12 protein-coding genes are annotated in these 17,153 nt (G+C 65.0%); 2 read left to right on the forward strand and 10 right to left on the reverse strand.

Going from position 1 to position 17,153, the window contains the following annotated elements:
* Positions 1-652 (reverse strand): glycosyltransferase (locus tag VAE54_RS14360; RefSeq protein ID WP_322802662.1); only part of this gene is annotated, 652 nt, incomplete at its 3' end.
* Between the two features lie 252 nt (positions 653-904).
* Here VAE54_RS14360 and VAE54_RS14365 point away from each other — a divergent pair.
* Positions 905-5,599, forward strand: a complete 4,695-nt coding sequence (locus tag VAE54_RS14365; RefSeq protein ID WP_322802663.1) for a DUF2298 domain-containing protein — start codon at positions 905-907, stop codon at positions 5,597-5,599.
* A 249-nt stretch (positions 5,600-5,848) separates the two neighbouring features.
* Here VAE54_RS14365 and rsgA read toward each other — a convergent pair whose 3' ends face one another.
* Positions 5,849-6,766 carry a ribosome small subunit-dependent GTPase A gene (gene rsgA, locus VAE54_RS14370; protein ID WP_322802664.1) on the reverse strand — a complete coding sequence of 306 codons (918 nt, stop codon included), beginning with the start codon at positions 6,764-6,766 and terminating at the stop codon, positions 5,849-5,851.
* 429 nt (positions 6,767-7,195) lie between these two features.
* Here rsgA and VAE54_RS14375 point away from each other — a divergent pair, with 429 nt between their 5' ends.
* Entirely contained in the window at positions 7,196-8,029 is an 834-nt protein-coding gene (locus VAE54_RS14375) for an XdhC family protein (RefSeq protein ID WP_322802665.1), read from the forward strand.
* A 59-nt stretch (positions 8,030-8,088) separates the two neighbouring features.
* On the opposite strand, the gene VAE54_RS14380 is transcribed toward VAE54_RS14375, so the two are convergent.
* From VAE54_RS14380 to VAE54_RS14415, 8 genes are all read right to left on the reverse strand, one after another.
* Positions 8,089-9,264 (reverse strand): sigma-70 family RNA polymerase sigma factor, encoded by a 1,176-nt coding sequence (locus tag VAE54_RS14380; RefSeq protein ID WP_322802666.1) that lies wholly within the window; start codon positions 9,262-9,264, stop codon positions 8,089-8,091.
* A gap of 77 nt (positions 9,265-9,341) precedes the next feature.
* Positions 9,342-9,965, reverse strand: coding sequence for a DUF4340 domain-containing protein (locus VAE54_RS14385; RefSeq protein WP_322802667.1), 624 nt, complete (start codon positions 9,963-9,965; stop codon positions 9,342-9,344).
* Between the two features lie 57 nt (positions 9,966-10,022).
* A complete protein-coding gene (locus VAE54_RS14390) occupies positions 10,023-11,597 on the reverse strand; it encodes a GldG family protein (protein ID WP_322802668.1) in 1,575 nt (524 codons plus the stop codon).
* Complete coding sequence (locus VAE54_RS14395) at positions 11,594-12,322, reverse strand: ABC transporter permease subunit (protein WP_322802669.1); 729 nt, start codon at positions 12,320-12,322, stop codon at positions 11,594-11,596. Before VAE54_RS14395 ends, VAE54_RS14390 begins: the two co-directional genes overlap by 4 nt.
* A gap of 13 nt (positions 12,323-12,335) precedes the next feature.
* Entirely contained in the window at positions 12,336-13,256 is a 921-nt protein-coding gene (locus VAE54_RS14400) for an ABC transporter ATP-binding protein (protein ID WP_322802670.1), read from the reverse strand.
* 272 nt (positions 13,257-13,528) lie between these two features.
* A complete protein-coding gene (locus tag VAE54_RS14405; protein WP_322802671.1) occupies positions 13,529-14,131 on the reverse strand; it encodes an HD domain-containing protein in 603 nt (200 codons plus the stop codon).
* 49 nt (positions 14,132-14,180) lie between these two features.
* Positions 14,181-14,921, reverse strand: coding sequence for a ribonuclease Z (locus VAE54_RS14410; RefSeq protein ID WP_322802672.1), 741 nt, complete (start codon positions 14,919-14,921; stop codon positions 14,181-14,183).
* 220 nt (positions 14,922-15,141) lie between these two features.
* The coding region (locus tag VAE54_RS14415; protein ID WP_322802673.1) for a DNA gyrase/topoisomerase IV subunit A at positions 15,142-17,153 on the reverse strand (2,012 nt) is incomplete at its 5' end.

Genomic DNA, 17,153 nt, shown 5'->3' on the forward strand with positions numbered 1-17,153 from the left:
GCGGGTAGTTCTTGCGGGGCTGCACCGTGCCCACCGTGAGCACGAACGGCCACGGCCCCAGCCCATAGCGCGTCCGCACCCGGGCTTGCTGCGCTGGATCCTCAACGGGGCGGAAGCGCGGTTCGATCCCGCTGTAAAGCACCGTGACCCGCTCCGGCGGCACCCCCCAGAGGCGGATGAGATCCTGGCGGGTGGACTCCGAATCGGCCAGGATGTGGGTCGCCCGCCACACCGCGCGCGGCACATTCCGTCGGAGATACGCCACCAGCGGCTCGGGGAGCGTTTCCGGCATGATCTCGAAGGAGAGATCGTGCACGGTCAGCAGGGTGGGCCGACCCGGAAGGGTAGGAGGAAGAAGGAAATCCGGGGAGTAGATCAGGTCCGCCGGCCCGGCGAAGAGCTCTACAGGGATGGGAAGCGAGAGTCGATGCCAGAGCCAGACCATCCCCCGTTCCGGCAGCGGGGCCGCCCGCAGGCACACCTGGGCGCCCTGCGCCCAGATCGGGGGGAAACGGGCCGGACCTGCATAGAACAGCGTATACCGATGCTGGGGGAACATGCGCAGGATGGCGCGGGTCAGCTCCCGAGCATAACGCCCGATCCCCGCCCCCTGGCGAACCGCCGCCGTGATGTCGATCAGGATGCGCGCCATGATGTTCCCCTTTTCCCTCCCCTTCAGACGGGGCTTGCGCAGTTAGGCTTCCATGACCCCGGAGCCCCATCGGCTGGGCCGGGACACCGAACCCGGATATCCCTGGGCAACCGAATTATAATTAGGACTTACCCGGTTGGGCTCAAACTCATGGATGCAGGATGGTCCCTTCCCATACGTTTCGGGGCCCCAGGGGGCATCTTCGATGTCCCCCGGAGAAAAGCAACGGACCCTTTAGAGGTGCGCCCGCTTATGAACGCGATCCAACCCCGCCGCTCGGAGATCCATGCGGTTCCGGTAGCCTTCCCGCTGGCGGCTCTGCTGATCGTCGCCTTCTATTTGCGGACGATCGGGTTGAACTGGGATGAGAACCAGCACCTGCATCCGGATGAGCGCTTCCTCACGATGGTGACGGAAGCCCTGAACTGGCCCCGCAGCCTGAGCGAGTATCTGGATTCCGCCCGATCCCCACTGAACCCTTACAACCGGGGGTATACCTTCTTCGTCTACGGGGATCTGCCGGTTATCCTCACCCGGGGGGCCGGCGAGCTGGTGACGGCGGTGTGCCGGGCGGAGGCCCGGCTCTGCCCCTTCCCCCGCCGCACCGCCCTGGGCTACGACGAGATCACCCTGCTCGGCCGTGCGCTCTCCGCCCTGCTGGACACCGGGACGGTGGCGCTGGCCTTCTGGATGGGTCTGGAGCTCGCCGGGATGGCCGGGGGGCTGCTCACTGGGGCGCTGATGGCCTTCAGCGTGATGAACCTCCAGCAGGCCCACTTTTACACCACCGACACCTGGGCCACCTTCTTCAGCACGGCTGCTTTGCTGGGGATGATCCGAATGGCTCGATGCCCAGGGCCTCCGGCCGCTCTCCTCACCGGAATCGCAGCCGGGGCTGCGCTGGCCTCCCGCATTAACCTCTGGCCGCTCTTCGCTTTGATGGCCTTCGCCGCGCTCATTTCCAGCGGATCTGGCCGGACCCGCTGGAGCCCCTGGATTATCGCCGGCCTCGCCGCCCTGCTGACCTTCCGCCTGGGCATGCCCTATGCCTTCGCCGGATGGATCGCCCCCGATCCCCGCTGGCTGGCGAATATGCGGGAGATCCAGGCGCTGATCAGCGGGGCCGTTGATTATCCGCCCGGCCATCAATGGACCGATCGCGCGCCGATTTTCTTCCCTCTCAAAAACATGGTGCTGTGGGGAATGGGCCTCCCCTTCGGCCTGACGGCATGGCTCGGATGGCTCGGCCTGGGTCTGTCTTTGCGGCGTCGGCTGCATGCCGGATCGTTGCGATGGGATCCCGGGGCGCTGGGATGGCTGTTGCTCTGGATCTGGACGGGGGGCTATTTCCTGTATATGGGGACCCAGTGGGTCAAATCCATGCGCTATTTCCTACCGATTTATCCCACGCTGGCCCTGACGGCGGCCTGGGGCCTGCTGCAGCTCCAGGGGATCTCCCGTCCGGCGGGTCGATGGCTGGCCCGAATCGGGATCGCCGGGACCCTCCTCGGCACGGCCCTGTGGGCCATGGCGTTCGTGGGGATCTACCAGCAGCCGGTCTCCCGGGTGGCCGCCTCCCGCTGGCTGTATGCCCATGTCCCCAGCGCGATCACCCTCCGATCGGCCGATCCGAAAGCCCCCCTGCATCCCCTCTCTCTTCCCAATCGAATCCAGGTGGATGGCGAACTGACTCTTGCGACGGAAATCACCCCTTCCCTCACCGTCTCGGGCATTGAGATCCCCCACCTGCGCGCCCTGGGCGATCCCCCGGGCATCCTTCGCCTGACTCTGGAAACCCCGGACGGGCAGGAACGGCTGCGAGTCGACCTGTCCATCCCTGCCACGGCCCGACATCCCGATGGCGATCCGGTCCGGGTCTTATTGCCCCAACCGATCGTTCTGCCCTCCGGCCCTTATATCGTGCGCCTGCGGGTGGACGGCGCGCCGGCCCTGATTGCATCCTCTGTCATTGCCAATGAGCACTGGGATGATGGCCTGCCGCTGCGGCTGGAGGGCCGGGATGCTTTCGGGATGTATCAGGGCTTAGAGATGACGTGGTATGACGATGACACGGAGGAGAAGCGAGCGCGGGCGCTGGAGTGGCTGGAGCGAGCGGACTGGATCATCCTCTCCAGCCAGCGCCTGGTCTGGTCGATCCCCCGCCTGCCGCTCCGCTACCCGATGACCACCGCCTATTACCGCGCCCTGTTCGAGGGGCGGCTGGGCTTCGAGCTCGCCGCAGCCTTCCACGTCAAACCTCGCCTGGGGCCGCTGGAGATCGACGACATCGGCGGTCGGATCGGTTTTCAGCTCCCGCCCCTCGGGTTCGAGGAGCCCTTCTGGGGAGCCGAGGAGGCCTTCAGCGTTTACGATCATCCGCCGGTCTGGATCTTCCGCAAGCGGCCGGATTTCTCCATCGAGCCGGCCCGTCAGGTTCTGGAATCGGTGGACCTGCGCCAGGTGGTCTGGCAAACGCCGCGCCAGTATACCCAGGCCCGTAACCTCCTGATGCTGGATCCGGCCGCCTGGGCGCGCCAGCAAGCCGCCTCGACTTACCGGGAGATCTTCCCACCCGAGAACCCCCTCAACCGCTGGCCGCTGCTTGGAGTCATCGTCTGGCTGCTCTTTTTCCTCCTGCTCGGATGGTGGGCGTGGCCCCTGGTTGCCTGGGCCTTCCCGGCTCTCGCGGATCGGGGCTATGCGCTGGCCCATCTCCTCGGCCCGCTGCTGCTGGCCTTCCTCCCGTGGCTGCTGGCCAGCATCGGAGCTATGGATTTCACGCGGACGGCGATCCTCCTCACGCTGATCCTCGGCCTGGCCGCCGATGCCCTCCTGTGGCGGCGGGTTCAACCCGCCATCCGGGAAGCGCTGCGGAATCCCCTCTGGCGGATGGAAACGGGGGTGTTCCTGGGGACCTTCGCCATGTGGCTGTTGATCCGGTTCGCCCATCCAGATCTCTGGCATCCGGTGATGGGCGGCGAGAAGCCCATGGACCTTTCTTATCTGCTGGCGACGATCCGCTCGCTGCGCTTCCCACCCTATGATCCGTGGTTCGCCGGAGGCTACATCAACTACTACTATTTCGGCTACGTCCTCATCGGCGCGCCGATGAAGCTCCTAGGGTTCGATGTCCGCTACGCCTACAACGCGGCGATCCCCACTCTGGCGGCCCTGACGGCCATGGGGGCCTTCGCCGTCGGCGCCCATGGGGCGGCGGCCTGGTGGCCCCGCTCATGGGGGAAACCGATCGCTGCCGGCCTGCTCGCCGCGCTGTTCGCCGTGGGCGTGGGGAATCTGGGGGAAGTGAAATTGCTCTCGGACCTGTTCAAGGAGGTGGGCGCGGAGGCCACCGGGGCGGCGTCGACCTCCTTCCAGGAGACCCTGGTGGGGATCCGGGAGGTCCTGACCGGCCATGCCGCCCTGCCCGCCCGGATCGAGTGGTGGTACTGGAACCCGACCCGCCTCATCCCCGATCGCGATGTCACGCCGATCACCGAGTTCCCCTACTTCACCTTCCTGTATGCCGATCTCCACGCCCATATGCTGGCCTTCCCGTTGCAGCTCGCCGCCCTGCTCATAGGGCTGGCCTGGCTGCGGAGGTCCCGGTGGGGGGAACCCGCGGGGATCGCCGCGCTCACGCTGGGGGCGCTTCTGGTAGGCGCGCTGCGACCGACCAACACCTGGGATTATCCCACTCACATCCTGTTGGGCCTCGTTGCGCTGACGCTGAACGCGTGGGAGCGCCGGGATTTCCGCTCGTGGACGGGGATCGAAGGATGGATGGTCCGATGTCTCGCCTTCGTCGGATGGGGGATCCTGTTCTTCTATCCCTATCTCGCCCACTATGCGACCGCTTACACATCCTTCGAGCTGTGGAAAGGGGACCGCACGCCTCTGGGCACTTATCTCCTGTTGCACGGTTTATTCCTCCTGCCGATCTCCCTTTTGCTGCTGCGGGAGAGCCGGCGGCTGCTCCGGTGGATCCTCGCGGGATGGGAGGCCGACCCCCTGGGAACCGCGGGGTGGGTCGCGGCGGGGGCCATCGGCCTGGGCCTCTGGGTGCTGGGGGCACGGCTGGCTCCCGTGGCCGGGATCGCGGTCCCCCTAATCCTGATCGGCGCGGCCCTGACCCTGCGCCCCTACCAGATCCCGGAGCGGCGGCTCCTCTGGCTCTGGGTGGCAGGAGCCGCCGCCCTCACCCTGGGCGTTGAGCTCATCGTGCTCCGGGGAGACATCGGCCGGATGAATACGGTTTTCAAGTTCTACCTCCAGGTATGGTTCCTCTGGGCCATCGCGGCGGCGATGGGCGTGATCGCCGTGGAGGATGCGGCATGCCGATGGCCTGCCTTCCTCCGCTCCCTGTGGCGCGGCGCCTTCGGGGTTCTATTGCTCGCCGCCCTGCTCTACCCGATCATGGCCACCCGCGCCCGCCTGTATGATCGCTGGGATACCTCGGTGGGCCCAACTCTGGATGGCTTCGCTTTCATGGAAAAGGCGATCGCCGATGAAATGGGGGTGCGCTATCCGGTGCGCCAGGAATGGGAGGCATTGCGATTCCTCCAGGCGTATAGCGAGGGAACCCCTGTGGTTATGGAATCGATCCGCTCGCCCGCCTATCGGGGGTTGCGCAGTCGGGCCGCGATGTTCGTTGGGCTTCCCGTGGTCTTCGGCTGGGACTGGCATCAGCGGCAGCAGCGAAGCGTTGTGCCCGAATCGTTCATCCAGCGCCGCGAGGCGGATGTCAACCGGTTTTATGAGACCTCCGATCCAGAGGAGGCAATGGCCATCCTGCGCCGTTACGGGGTGCGCTATGTGATGGATGGCTACGCCGAACGCCTCTACTACCCGCCCCAGGGGTTCGAGAAGTTCCCGGCCATGGTCGCGCGCGGAGACCTCCGGGTGGTGTTCGATAATGGGGGTGTGCGGATTTACGAGGTGGCCCGCTGAGAGAGCCGCACACCTCCCTCCCCCATCCGCCAGAGGTCCACCGCCGCAATCCGCATCTTTGCCCTCATCTCCACCTCCCCGTCGCTTATGGATCCCGGATCCCTCCCTCCCAGATCACAGACAACCGCGGAAGAGCTGGTCCGGATGGAGAGCCTCCCCCTCTATGATGGGGAAGGGGATGGAGGCGCCAGCGGGGCGGGTGAGCGCCCCGGATTCACACGAAGTCGGAAAATCCCCCCTCTCCTCTGATCACGAGGAGCGCATCGCCTGCTGGTCGATCAGGATCCGCCGATAGCTTTCATACCGGCGGCGGCTGATCCTCCCCCGCGCGACCGCCCGGCGGATGGCACAGCCGGGCTCCTCGAGATGTAGACAATCCGAGAACTCACAACGGCCAATATAGGGGCGCATCTCCGGGAAGCAAGCCGCCAGGTCCTCCGGCCGGATTCCCCATACCCCGATGTCCCGCAGGCCCGGCGTATCGGCCAGATATCCCCCATCGAAGGGGATCAGCTCGCTGCGGGTGGTGGTGTGGCGCCCCATCCCGGTCCGAGGGTTGATCGACCCGATCCGAAGCGCCAGGCCGGGCTGGAGAGCGTTCAGGAGGCTGGATTTTCCGACCCCCGAAGGGCCAATAAAGGCTGTGATCTTCCCCTGAAGCCGTTCCCGCAGCGCGTCCAGGCCCGCCCGGGTGATCGCGCTGGTATACAGAACCGGATAACCCAGCGCTTCATATTCAGCGAATAAAGAACGGAACGACTCGGGATCCTGCACAAGATCCATTTTGTTGATACACAAAATGGCCGAAAGGCCGTTCGCCTCCGCCACGGCCAGATAACGATCGATCTGAAACAGGTCTGGCTCTGGGATGGCGGAGAACACGGCCACGATCTGATCCAGATTCGCCGCGATGACATGGGCTTTGCTGGGATCCAGGGGCTCCCGACGCACCAGCGCGGTGCGCCGGGGAAGGATGGCCACGATGGCACCCTCCCGGGGCGTGACCCGCTCGAATTCCACGCGATCGCCAATCACCGGGCGCTGGGGTCCCTCCGCCTGACGACGCAATCGTCCCCGCAACACACATCGCACCACCCCATCCGGCCCCTGCACATCATAGGCCGCGCCCAGCACCCGGATCACCAATCCTTCCTCCCGCCCGCTCATCCCTGGTTCACCTCCTTTGCTGGAGAGCTCAGCTCTCCGGCCTGGGAAATCGATTACAGGACTCTCACTATACATCTTACTTGAACTCTCCGGCTCCGTGCCCTGTCCTTATCCAGAGCTTTTCGAGGATCTTACCCATCCCGACAGGGGGTGGAGGGAGACGGCGGGGGACTTTTTCCTCTGCATCCCCCGGTCTCTTCGAACAGCAGAGCCCGCCTTCTGTCTTCTGTAATGTAATCTGTAATGTAAAATGAAAGCAGGTGTGTCCATGACCGAACCGGGGGAGGGGTCCTCGGACCTAACCCCGCGGCCCCCTTCCCTACAAGGGGGAGCCTAAATCCCTCCTCCCCGAAACGGGGAGGGGCCAGGGGAGGGGAAATCGGGCTGTCGCCCACCTGCGGATGAGCATAACAAAGGGGATTCCTGCCTATGTGGGATCTCTATCGTGAGGTTCTCAAAGCCTGCGAGGAAAACCGCCCGGTGGCCCTGTGCACCGTCATCCGGGCCCGTGGATCCGTTCCCCGCCATGAGGCGGCCAAGATGCTGGTGTATCCCGACGGCCAGATCCGGGGAACCATCGGCGGTGGGGAGATGGAAGCCCGGGTGATCCATGAGGCCCTCCAGGCGCTTCAGGAGGGCCATCCCCGGGTGGTCCGTTATATGCTCTCGGATCCCAAACAGGGCGATCCGGGCGTCTGCGGAGGGGAGGTGGAGATCTTCATTGAGCCCCTGCTTCCTCCCCCAACGATCCTGATCATCGGGGCAGGGCATGTCGGTCGAGCCCTGGCCCACCTCGCCAAATGGCTGGGCTTCCGGGTGCTGGTCAGCGACGATCGGCCGGAGTTCTGCACGCCCGAATGGATCCCGGATGCCGATGGCTTCCTGGTTGGGCCGCCGGAGGAAGCGCTCCCCGGAGCTCCGATCCACGCCCGGACCTATGTGGTACTCACCACCCGCAACCATCCCCTGGACGTGCGGATCCTCCCGCTGATCCTGGACACCCCAGCGCCTTACATTGGGGTGATCGGCTCGAAGCGGCGCTGGCTGCTCACGGCGAAGGTTTTACGGGAAAAAGGGATTCCCCTTGAACAGCTGGCCCGGGTCCGATCACCGGTGGGCCTGGAGCTGAATGCAGAGACCCCTGAGGAGATCGCCGTGTCGATCATGGCGGAGATCATTGCGATCCGCCGGGGAGGAAGCGGGATGCCCATGGCCGTCGATCTCCAGCAGGCGCTCCGGGAGCTTGTGGAGTGCGGTGCCTAGGCACCGCTCCTTTCCTTAAATAGAGGCCCTTCGACCTTCCCATGAGCCTCTCGCTCCGCTCACTCCCGCAGGAATTCCCGCAGCCGGCGAGCATAGATGGGATGACGCAAGCGAGCCAGGGCCTGCGCTTCGATCTGCCGCACCCGTTCCCGGGTCACCCCCAGCTTGCGCCCCACCTCCTCCAGGGTATACATCCGTCCGTCCACCAGGCCATAACGCAGCTTCAAAATACGCACCTCCCGCGGGGAGAGGGTGGCCAGGGCTTCGTGCAGGATCTCCCGAAGCATCTGCTGGCTCACCGCTTCAGCGGGCGAGGTTACCCCCCGATCCTCAATGAAATCCCCCAGCACGCTCTCCTCCTCATCATCCGTTGGCGCCTCCAGGGATACGGGCTGGCGAGCCATCTGCAACAACTGCTCGACCCGGGAAGGCGGGATGGCCATCGCCTCCGCCAGCTCCTCCACCGTCGGATCGCGGCCGAGCTCCTGCGCCAGCTGTTGCTGTAGGCGCAACAGCCGGTTGATCTGATCCCCCATATGAACCGGAACCCGGATCGTCCGGGATTGATCGGCGATAGCCCGGGTGACCGCCTGACGGATCCACCACGTCGCATAGGTGGAGAACTTGTGACCCCGCCGCCAGTCAAACTTCTTGACCGCCCGGATCAGGCCGATGTTGCCCTCCTGGATCAGATCGGAAAGCGGCAGGCCCCGTCCGATGTATTTTTTGGCCACGCTGATCACCAGGCGGGTGTTGGCCAGGATCAGGTGATCCTGAGCGGCCCGCCCATCCGCTGCGATCTCCTCCAGGCGACGCCGCTCTTCCGGGGAGAGGTTCCCCTGGGCCAGACGACGCTCTGCCTGGCGGCCCCGCTCGATCCGTTGCGCAAGGGCGACCTCCTCCTCCGGCGTGAGCAGGGGGATCCGCCCGACTTCCTTCAGGTAGAGGGCGAGGGTATCATCGGACTCCAGTGCCTCTTCCAGATCCTCTTCCCCCCAGGCCTCCTCTCCCTCCTCCTCCAGCTCCAGGCCCGGGCCCTCCTCCTCCGGAGCATCCGTGACTTCCACGCCGGCCTCCAGGAGAGCGGCAAAAACCTCATCCAGGCGGTCCACATCGTTCTCCGCTTCCGGAAAAAACTGCAGGATCTCCTCGAAGGTGACATATCCCCGGGATCGCCCGAGAGCGAGGAGCTGATCCAGCCCTAAGAGGCTGGAAGTCTGAATGTCCTCCAGCATAGTCAGGAATCCCTCCCTGAGAATTCAAAACGTCCACGAACGGCTGAGCCCGGCGTTTTCATAAGGATATCCGCCGATCAGGGAGTCGGAGTCGCCCCTGGCGTCGGCGAGGGCCCTGCCGTGGGGGTCGGCGTTGCCGTTGGCGTCGGCGTGATGGTGGGCGTGGGCGTAGGGGTCGCCAGCGGCGGCTGGCTGATCAGCTTCTTCGCCTCATCGATCGCAAAGGTCCCCACCACATACACTGCGGGATCCCCCTCCCGGCGCACGTAATAGCCGCCCCCAATCGGCGTTGGAGCGCCAACGGTTAACGTGAAGACCCGATCCGTCGCGCTGATCACAATGGTATAAGTGGGCGTCACCAATCCATAGGCGGAAAGATCCGCGACATCCGAGATGACCTGCTGCACGAAGAGCGTGGCCAACCCTCCCGCCAGGGTGTCGATCGTGTCCTGGCGGACCAGATGATGTGTGGGAACGGTCAGAAACCATTGCCCGCTGGCATCCCGCTCGACCTCCGCCTCGGCGTGGTTGGCATGATCGATCGCCCGGATTCTTCGAATGGCGGCGCTGTTCACTTCCAGCAGATTGCGGGACGCCCCTGGGGTAGGGGTCGGACGAGCGGTGATCTTCGGTTCCAAGTATACAAAGAGCGCCAGAACCAGAAAAGCGAGGATCAGGCCCAGCGTGCCCCATCGCTTCATCTCCGATCACCTCCGATGGAAAACGCGGCTTCTGGGGTGGGGCGGCAAGGGACGCCCTCAGCGACGTTGCCACCATACCAGGGCGCCGATCGCCAGCACGGTTAACGGCATCATCACCACCGTCAGCATAAAGACGGTGCGGGTTTGGGCTGGCGTGGCGCTCAGGGCGCGAACTGTGGAAGCCGGCGACTGACGCAACCCGATCAGGGCTTCGGATTCAGACAGCCAGTTCACCGCGTTCACAAAAAGATCCAGGTTCGCAAACGGCAGATTGGCCCCCACGTTCTGATTGGCGGCGAAATCCGCATCCCCAAAGAGAACCAACCGCCCTTTCCCATTCACCTGCTCCACCGTGAGGGCCAGGGCCAGGGGGCCAGGCTTCTTCCCCGCTGGCGAGGGAAGGCGCCCCTGATTCAGCGCCTGGCGCACTCCCGCCAGATCCGTCTCGCTCCAGCTCTGGCCGCTGGTCTCCACCAGACGGACGACCCGGAATCGATCCGGCTGGCTGCGGACCTCTTCGATGGATCGGGCGGCCGGGAAGGCGGTGGCGATGCCCCGCAGCTTCTCGGTGATCGGGCTGAAGCCATAGCGGCTGGAAAGCGGCGTCAGGGGATCCGTAAACATCGAGCTCACCGGATCGATGATCACATCTTCCCGGAAAGCGACCCCCCAATCCTCCAGAACCCGATTGATGGACTCGGTCACCCCGGCCCCTGAGATCTGCAGGGAAGGATCGAGGGCAATGAGCATGCGCCCCCCGGCGTTGAGATAGCTTTTTAACACCTCCACCTCCCGATCCAGCAACGGCCGCACAGGCCCAGCGAGGATGATCACCGCCGCGTCGGCGGGAACGGTGGAGGTCACGGCCAGATTCAGGGACTCCACCCGATAGCCTTCCCGCTCCAGCGCCCGACGGACCTGCGCGTAACCGTTGTCTCCCTCTTCGTTCACATCCCGCTCCCCATGGCCGGTGAGGAAATAGATCTTCGGCTGGGTAGGGCGGATCAGCTTCACCAGCGCCGCGGTGAACTCCTGCTCGTTATAAAGCGTGACCTCCTGGCGGCGATCCTTCATGACAAAAAGGATGGTTCCATCCCGGGTGACCCCCCACTGCCGGGCCAGGGAGGCCTGGGCCACCGGGTCGATGAATCGGTAGGAGAACTTCCCATTGCTGTAATGCCGATACTGATCCAGCAGATCTTCCGCATCCTGGCGGGCGAACTGAAAATTCTGGGAGAAGAAGGCCAGAGCCTCCACGGGCTCTGGAAGGCTCCGCAGGATCTGCAGGGTCTGCGGGGAAAGAGAGAAGCGCTTTTCCGCTGTCAGATCCCAGCGCTGGGCGTGGCGGACGGCCAGGATGTTCAGCAGCGCCATAATACCGATGAAGGCGGCGCTGGCCAGCACCGCGTTCGCCCCAAAGGCAAAGGGGCGCCCTCCGATCCAGGCGCGGACCTGCTCAGGAGCGAGATACACAGCGATCCCGCTGAGCAGGATCGCCAGGATCAGAGCGATCACGGCGGGTGCGCCGAATCGCCCCTCGATCCCCCATGCCACCCCCGCGGCGACGAGCGCCAGCAGGGCCAGCCCCCACAGCGCCCGGAGGATCGATTCCGACGGCCGGGCCAGGTTCATCGCCACCTCCGCGAGTTCAGGATCTGAACCGTGAGGAAAAGGAAAGCCGCGATCACGCTCAGGTAATACGCCACATCGCTGGTGTCGATCAGGCCGCGGCGGAAGTTCATCAGGTGGTTTCGCAGATCGATATGGTTCAGGATCCGCTGCAGCGTGGGGTTGGTGATCCCATCCGCGGGCAGGCTGGCCACCGCCAGCAGGATCACCAGCCCGATCCCCACCACGGCCGCCACCACCTGGTTCTGAGAGAGGGAGGAAGAAAACAGGCCGATGGAAAGCAGGGCTGCCCCGAACAGAAACATCCCCAGATAGCCGGAGAGGATGGGCCCAACGTCCGGGTTGCCTCCCATCCAGAACAGCAAAAGGGGATAGACACCGGTGACGATCAGAAGCCCCAGGTAAAACACCAGCGCCGCCAGATACTTCCCCAGCACCACCTCCCAGTCCCGAACGGGCGCCGTCAGCAACAACTCCAGGGTCCCCAGCCGCTGTTCTTCCGCCAGCAGGCGCATGGTCAGCACCGGGGCCACGAAGAGCAGGATGGTGGTCATGACCCCGAAGATATAGCGCATGGTCGGCTCGGAACGGCTGAGGACCGTGAAGATCACGTCGGTGTAGAAGAAGAAGCCCATCATGGCCAGAAAAGCCGCCCCGACCAGATAGGCGATCGGGGAGACGAAATAGGCCCCCAGCTCGCGACGGGCGATCGCCCACAGTTTGCGCATGGAAACAACCTCCTCAATCCTGAGCGGTGACCTGGAGGAAGAGGTCTTCCAGAGTGAGGCCAACCGGGCGAAGCTCCAGCAGCCGCCAGCCCTGGCGCACCACCGCCTCCGCGATCGCCGGGCTGGGATCCTCGCGGGCCGTATTGGCCACTTCGATCTCATAGACGCCCGACTCCAGCCGTTCCACGCGGCGCACCCCCGGCAGCGCGCTTAAGACCTCGGGGATCTGCCGGTCGCCTCCCTCCACCCGGAGGAAAACCCGATCCGGCCGCCGGCTGCGCAGCGCCTCGCCCAGAGTCATATCCGCCCGGATCCGCCCTCGGTGGATGATCAGGACGCGGTCGCAGACCTGCTGGACCTCCGCCAGGATATGGGTGGAGAGCAGGATGGTATGGGTTTTCCCCAGCTCCTGGATCAGATCGCGGACTTCTCTGACCTGCCGGGGATCCAGGCCGATGGTGGGCTCATCCAGGATCAGGACGTCCGGGTTATGCAGGATGGCCTGAGCCAACCCCACCCGCTGGCGATATCCCTTGGAGAGCTTGCCGATCAGAACATCGGCTCGATCCTCCACACCGGTGAGGGCCATGGCGCGCTCCACCGCGACTTTCCGGTTCGGGAGGCCGCGGATCTCTGCCATGAAATTCAGATAAGCGCGAACGCTCATCTCGGGATACAGCGGCACTGTCTCCGGGAGATAGCCGATGTGCCGACGAGCCTCCAGGGATTGGAGCACAGTGTCATAGCCGGCGATACGTGCGCGGCCCCGGGTGGGCGGCATGTAGCCGGTAAGGATGCGCATGGTCGTCGTCTTCCCCGCCCCGTTCGGGCCCAGGAAGCCGACGATCTGGCCTCGCTCCACCCGGAACGTCACATCCTCAATGGCCACCACTCGATTGCCATAGATCTTGGTCAATCCCTCCGCTTCGATCATAAGACCTCACCCCAGCCTGAGATGCGCTGCGCAACGCAAGCTCCGACAGCCGCTGAATCAGGATGCCTCTTCATCCGGGATGATCCGCGCCGGCACGATGGTATGTCACCTGCCGGTTGAGGTCAAGCGGGCAGGATGCCGGCGGCGGGCGGAACCCGAGGGCCCGTCAGCCCTCTGAGAGGGACATGCGCAAAGCCTCGCCCTTCAAACCCGTGGGGTTTTTATACACCATAATTCAATATAGGCAACTCGAAGAAAGCCTGTCAAATCCCTCAACCCTCGAAATCCTCCCCCCGCATCTCCATCTCCAGCCACTCGATGGCCTTCCGCATCCGTTCCAGACGGACTTCCGCCCATCGCCGTCCGGTCTCGGTCTGCATTCGCTCAGGCAGGAAACGAATCTTGTGGAAGAACTCATGGGCTGCGGAGCCCGCATCGCCCTCCTCTTCCCGAACTGGCATCCAGAGCGGATGTCGATGCGCGCCGCTGTAGGCGAAGAGACGGGCCAGGCCGATGATCCCCAGCGCGTCCAGCTTATCCGCGTCGAACAGCACGCGGGCCTCCAGCGTGCGGGCGGCCCGGGTCTCCCGGAACCGATGGGCTTCGATGGCGTGGGCGACGGCCTCAATGAACTCGGGAGGCGCCCCCTGTTCCGAAAGCCACCGGCGGGCGAAGGCCGCCGAGGCGGCCGCATGATCGTTCTCCCCCCGACGCACATCGTGAAGCAATGCCGCCGCTCGCACCACGGCCCGATCGGCCCCCTCCATGCGAGCGATCCGCTCGGCAAGATGCATCACCCTCAGGATATGTTCGAAATCATGGGCCGGGTCACGCTCCACATACAGAGGGCGAACCGCTTCCGGATCCAGTTCCATGGCCTATCCCCTCCCCTACCAGGCATTGCGTTGTGGATCTTCCCACCCTTCACATCACCCGCATCCCGTCCCATCCCACCTCCACCGGACCTACAAAAGCTTCCTGGGCGCGCGCTTTCCATTCCCATGGATCGACTTCGGGCGGCACATGCACCAGAATGAGCCGCCGGACGCCGGCCTCCTGCGCCACCCAACCCGCGCCTTCCGGAGGGCTATGCCCGGGATATGCGCCTGTCGCCTCGTGAATCAGGACATCGGCCCCGCGGGCCAGGCGGATCATCTCCAGGCATGGCGCCGTATCCGCGGAATAGACGGCCACCCCCTCAGGGAGCTCGATCCGCAGGGCCAGCGTGGGGACGCTGTGGGAAACAGGGGCGGCCATCAGGCGGATCCCCTCGCTTTCTTCCACCACGGCTCCATGCTCCAGCGGGATCGGCCGCCAGTTCACCGGAAACATGCCGCTCCAGGAGCGCCACTCGAACAGTTCGAGCAACGCCTGGGCTCGTTCCACCGCATCTTCCGGCCCAGCAATCCAGAGGGGATGCGCTCGCCTTTGCAACCATAATCCCATCAGAAGCACGGGCAGCGCGCTGAGATGATCGGGATGGCGATGGGAGAGGAAAACCCCCTCCAACCGCGCTGGATCCAGACCCATGCGGCTCAGGCGATGGAGCGGCGATCCCCCCGCCTCGATCAGAATCAGGCGGCCGGCATGCTCCACGACCAGAGCGACGTAATCCCGCTGGGAATCCGGAACAGCGCCCGAGGTTCCCAGAAGCCAGAGCGCCATCGATCCACACTCCATTCCCAGCACAGGTCAGCCAATGGATAGGGATCCTGAGGGCCGTGAGGAATACACGGTTGAGGATGGGGGAAATGAACTCCTCCCGCGAAAAGCGCCCCCGAAGAAGCATCACGGCCGAACGGAGGAACCACGGCGAATTCAGGCCCTGGGATCGAGGGGGCGATCCGCGAAGCCGCGCGCCCCGCCGGCCCTCGCCCATCCGGACCTACCGCTGGCGCTTCCTCCGGCCCTCCCCACGATCGTTCCGTCCGCCTCCCCTCTCCAAAGCAGCCGGGGCGATCAAACGGATCATGGTTTCGTTGCTCTTCAAGCTGACCACCGCCGTCCCGGGTCGTGCCCGGCCGACCCGGGGAAGATCCTTCACCTTCACGGCTTTCACCGTCCCCCGGCTGCCCACCACCCACAGGGTTTCATCTTCCTCCACCGCGGCAACTCCAACCACCGGACCGGTTTTCTCTGAAACCGTTGCCGTCTGCACGCCCACGCCATACCGGCCCTGGCGGGGATATTCCCTCGCCGCCGTGCGTTTCATAAAGCCGTGCGCCGTCCCGATGACAATCGCCCCATGAGGCTTCACCAGGGCCGCCCCGATCACCTGATCCCTCTCTCCGAGCTTGATGCCCAGCACCCCGGCGGCGCTCAGGCCCATCACCCGAACCTCCTCCTCGGCAAAGCGGATCGCCTGGCCTGCGGCGGTGGCCATCAGGATCTCACCCTCTCCATAGGTGGTGAAAGCCGACACGAGAGCATCCTCCTCCGAAATTCCCATCGCCGAGAAGGCACCGGGGCGGTTCAGGTCCGCCCAGGCTATGCGTTTGCACATGGCATTCCGGGTCACGAGGAACACATAGGGGCCTGCCCCATTGGCATCGATCCGCCTCGGCATCGGCAGCGCGGCCACCACGGTTTCCCCCTCCGGGAGGGCGACCAAGTCCAGGATGGGGATCCCCTCCTCGCCCTCCGGGATCCGATGCACGGCCACCCCCGCCGCCGTCCCCCGGTCCGTGAAGAGCACCACGGCGCCCCGGGTGCTCCCTCGCACCAGCGCCATCGGTCGATCTCCATGGGGCCATGCCGGCCCGCCTCGAAGCGGCATTCGGAGGATCCGGCCGCCGGCGGTGATCGTCACCCAGACCGGCTGATCCGGCATCAGATCCTCCACCGTGAGCGCCCCCCGTGCCCGGTCCGCCATGAACGTCCGCCGCGCGTCTCCGTATTTCGCCTTGAGCTCCTGGAGTTCCTCCCGGATCACCTTCAGGATCTTCTTCGGGTGGGCCAGCAGATCCTCCAGCTCCCGGATCCGGCCCTGCTTCTCTTTGTATTCGGCTTCGATCTTCTCCCGCTCCAGCCGCGCCAGCCGCCGCAGGGGCATCTCCAGGATGGCCAGCGCCTGAGCCTCCGTCAGCCGATAGCGCCGCATCAGACCTGCTTTGGCTTCCTCGGCGTCCTTCGAGCGCCGGATCAGGGCGATCACCTCATCCAGATGCGCCAGGGCGGTCAGCAACCCTTCCAGGATATGCGCGCGCTCCCGGGCCCGGGCCAGCTCGTATTCGCTGCGACGCCGGATCACCTGCTGGCGGTGCTCCACGAAGAGCTGAAGGACCTTCTTCAGAGGAAGCAGGCGCGGCTCCCCATCCACCAGGGCCAGCATCTGCACGCCGAAGGTGGTCTGGAGGGGCGTGTGTTTGTAAAGGGCCGTTAGCACCTCGCGGGGATCCGCAGTCCGGGCCACCTCGATCACCAGCCGCATCCCCCGTCGGTCGGACTCATCCCGCAAATCGGTGATCCCCTCGATCCGTCCTTCCCGGACCAGCTCGGCGATCCGCTCGATGAGGGCGGCCTTGTTCACCTGATAGGGCAGCTCCGTCACCACGATCCGCACCTTTCCCCGCTCCGCCTCCTCGATATGAGCGCGGGCCTGAACCACGAACTGCCCCTTCCCCACCGCATAAGCTGCCCGCACCGCGTCGGTCTCGCCATCATCGGCGTAGCGGAACACCACCCCGCCGGTCGGGAAATCCGGGCCCTTGATGAAGGCCATCAGATCATCCACCGTGATGCGATCCAGGTGGCCCCAGTGATCGATCATGTAGCACAGGGCGTCGCAGACCTCGCTCAGGTTGTGGGGGGGGATGCTGGTGGCCATCCCCACCGCGATCCCCGCGGCCCCGTTGATCAGCAGCTGCGGCGCCTTCGCCGGCAGCACCACCGGCTCCT

The organism is Thermoflexus sp., assembly GCF_034432235.1.
GTDB lineage: Bacteria > Chloroflexota > Anaerolineae > Thermoflexales > Thermoflexaceae > Thermoflexus.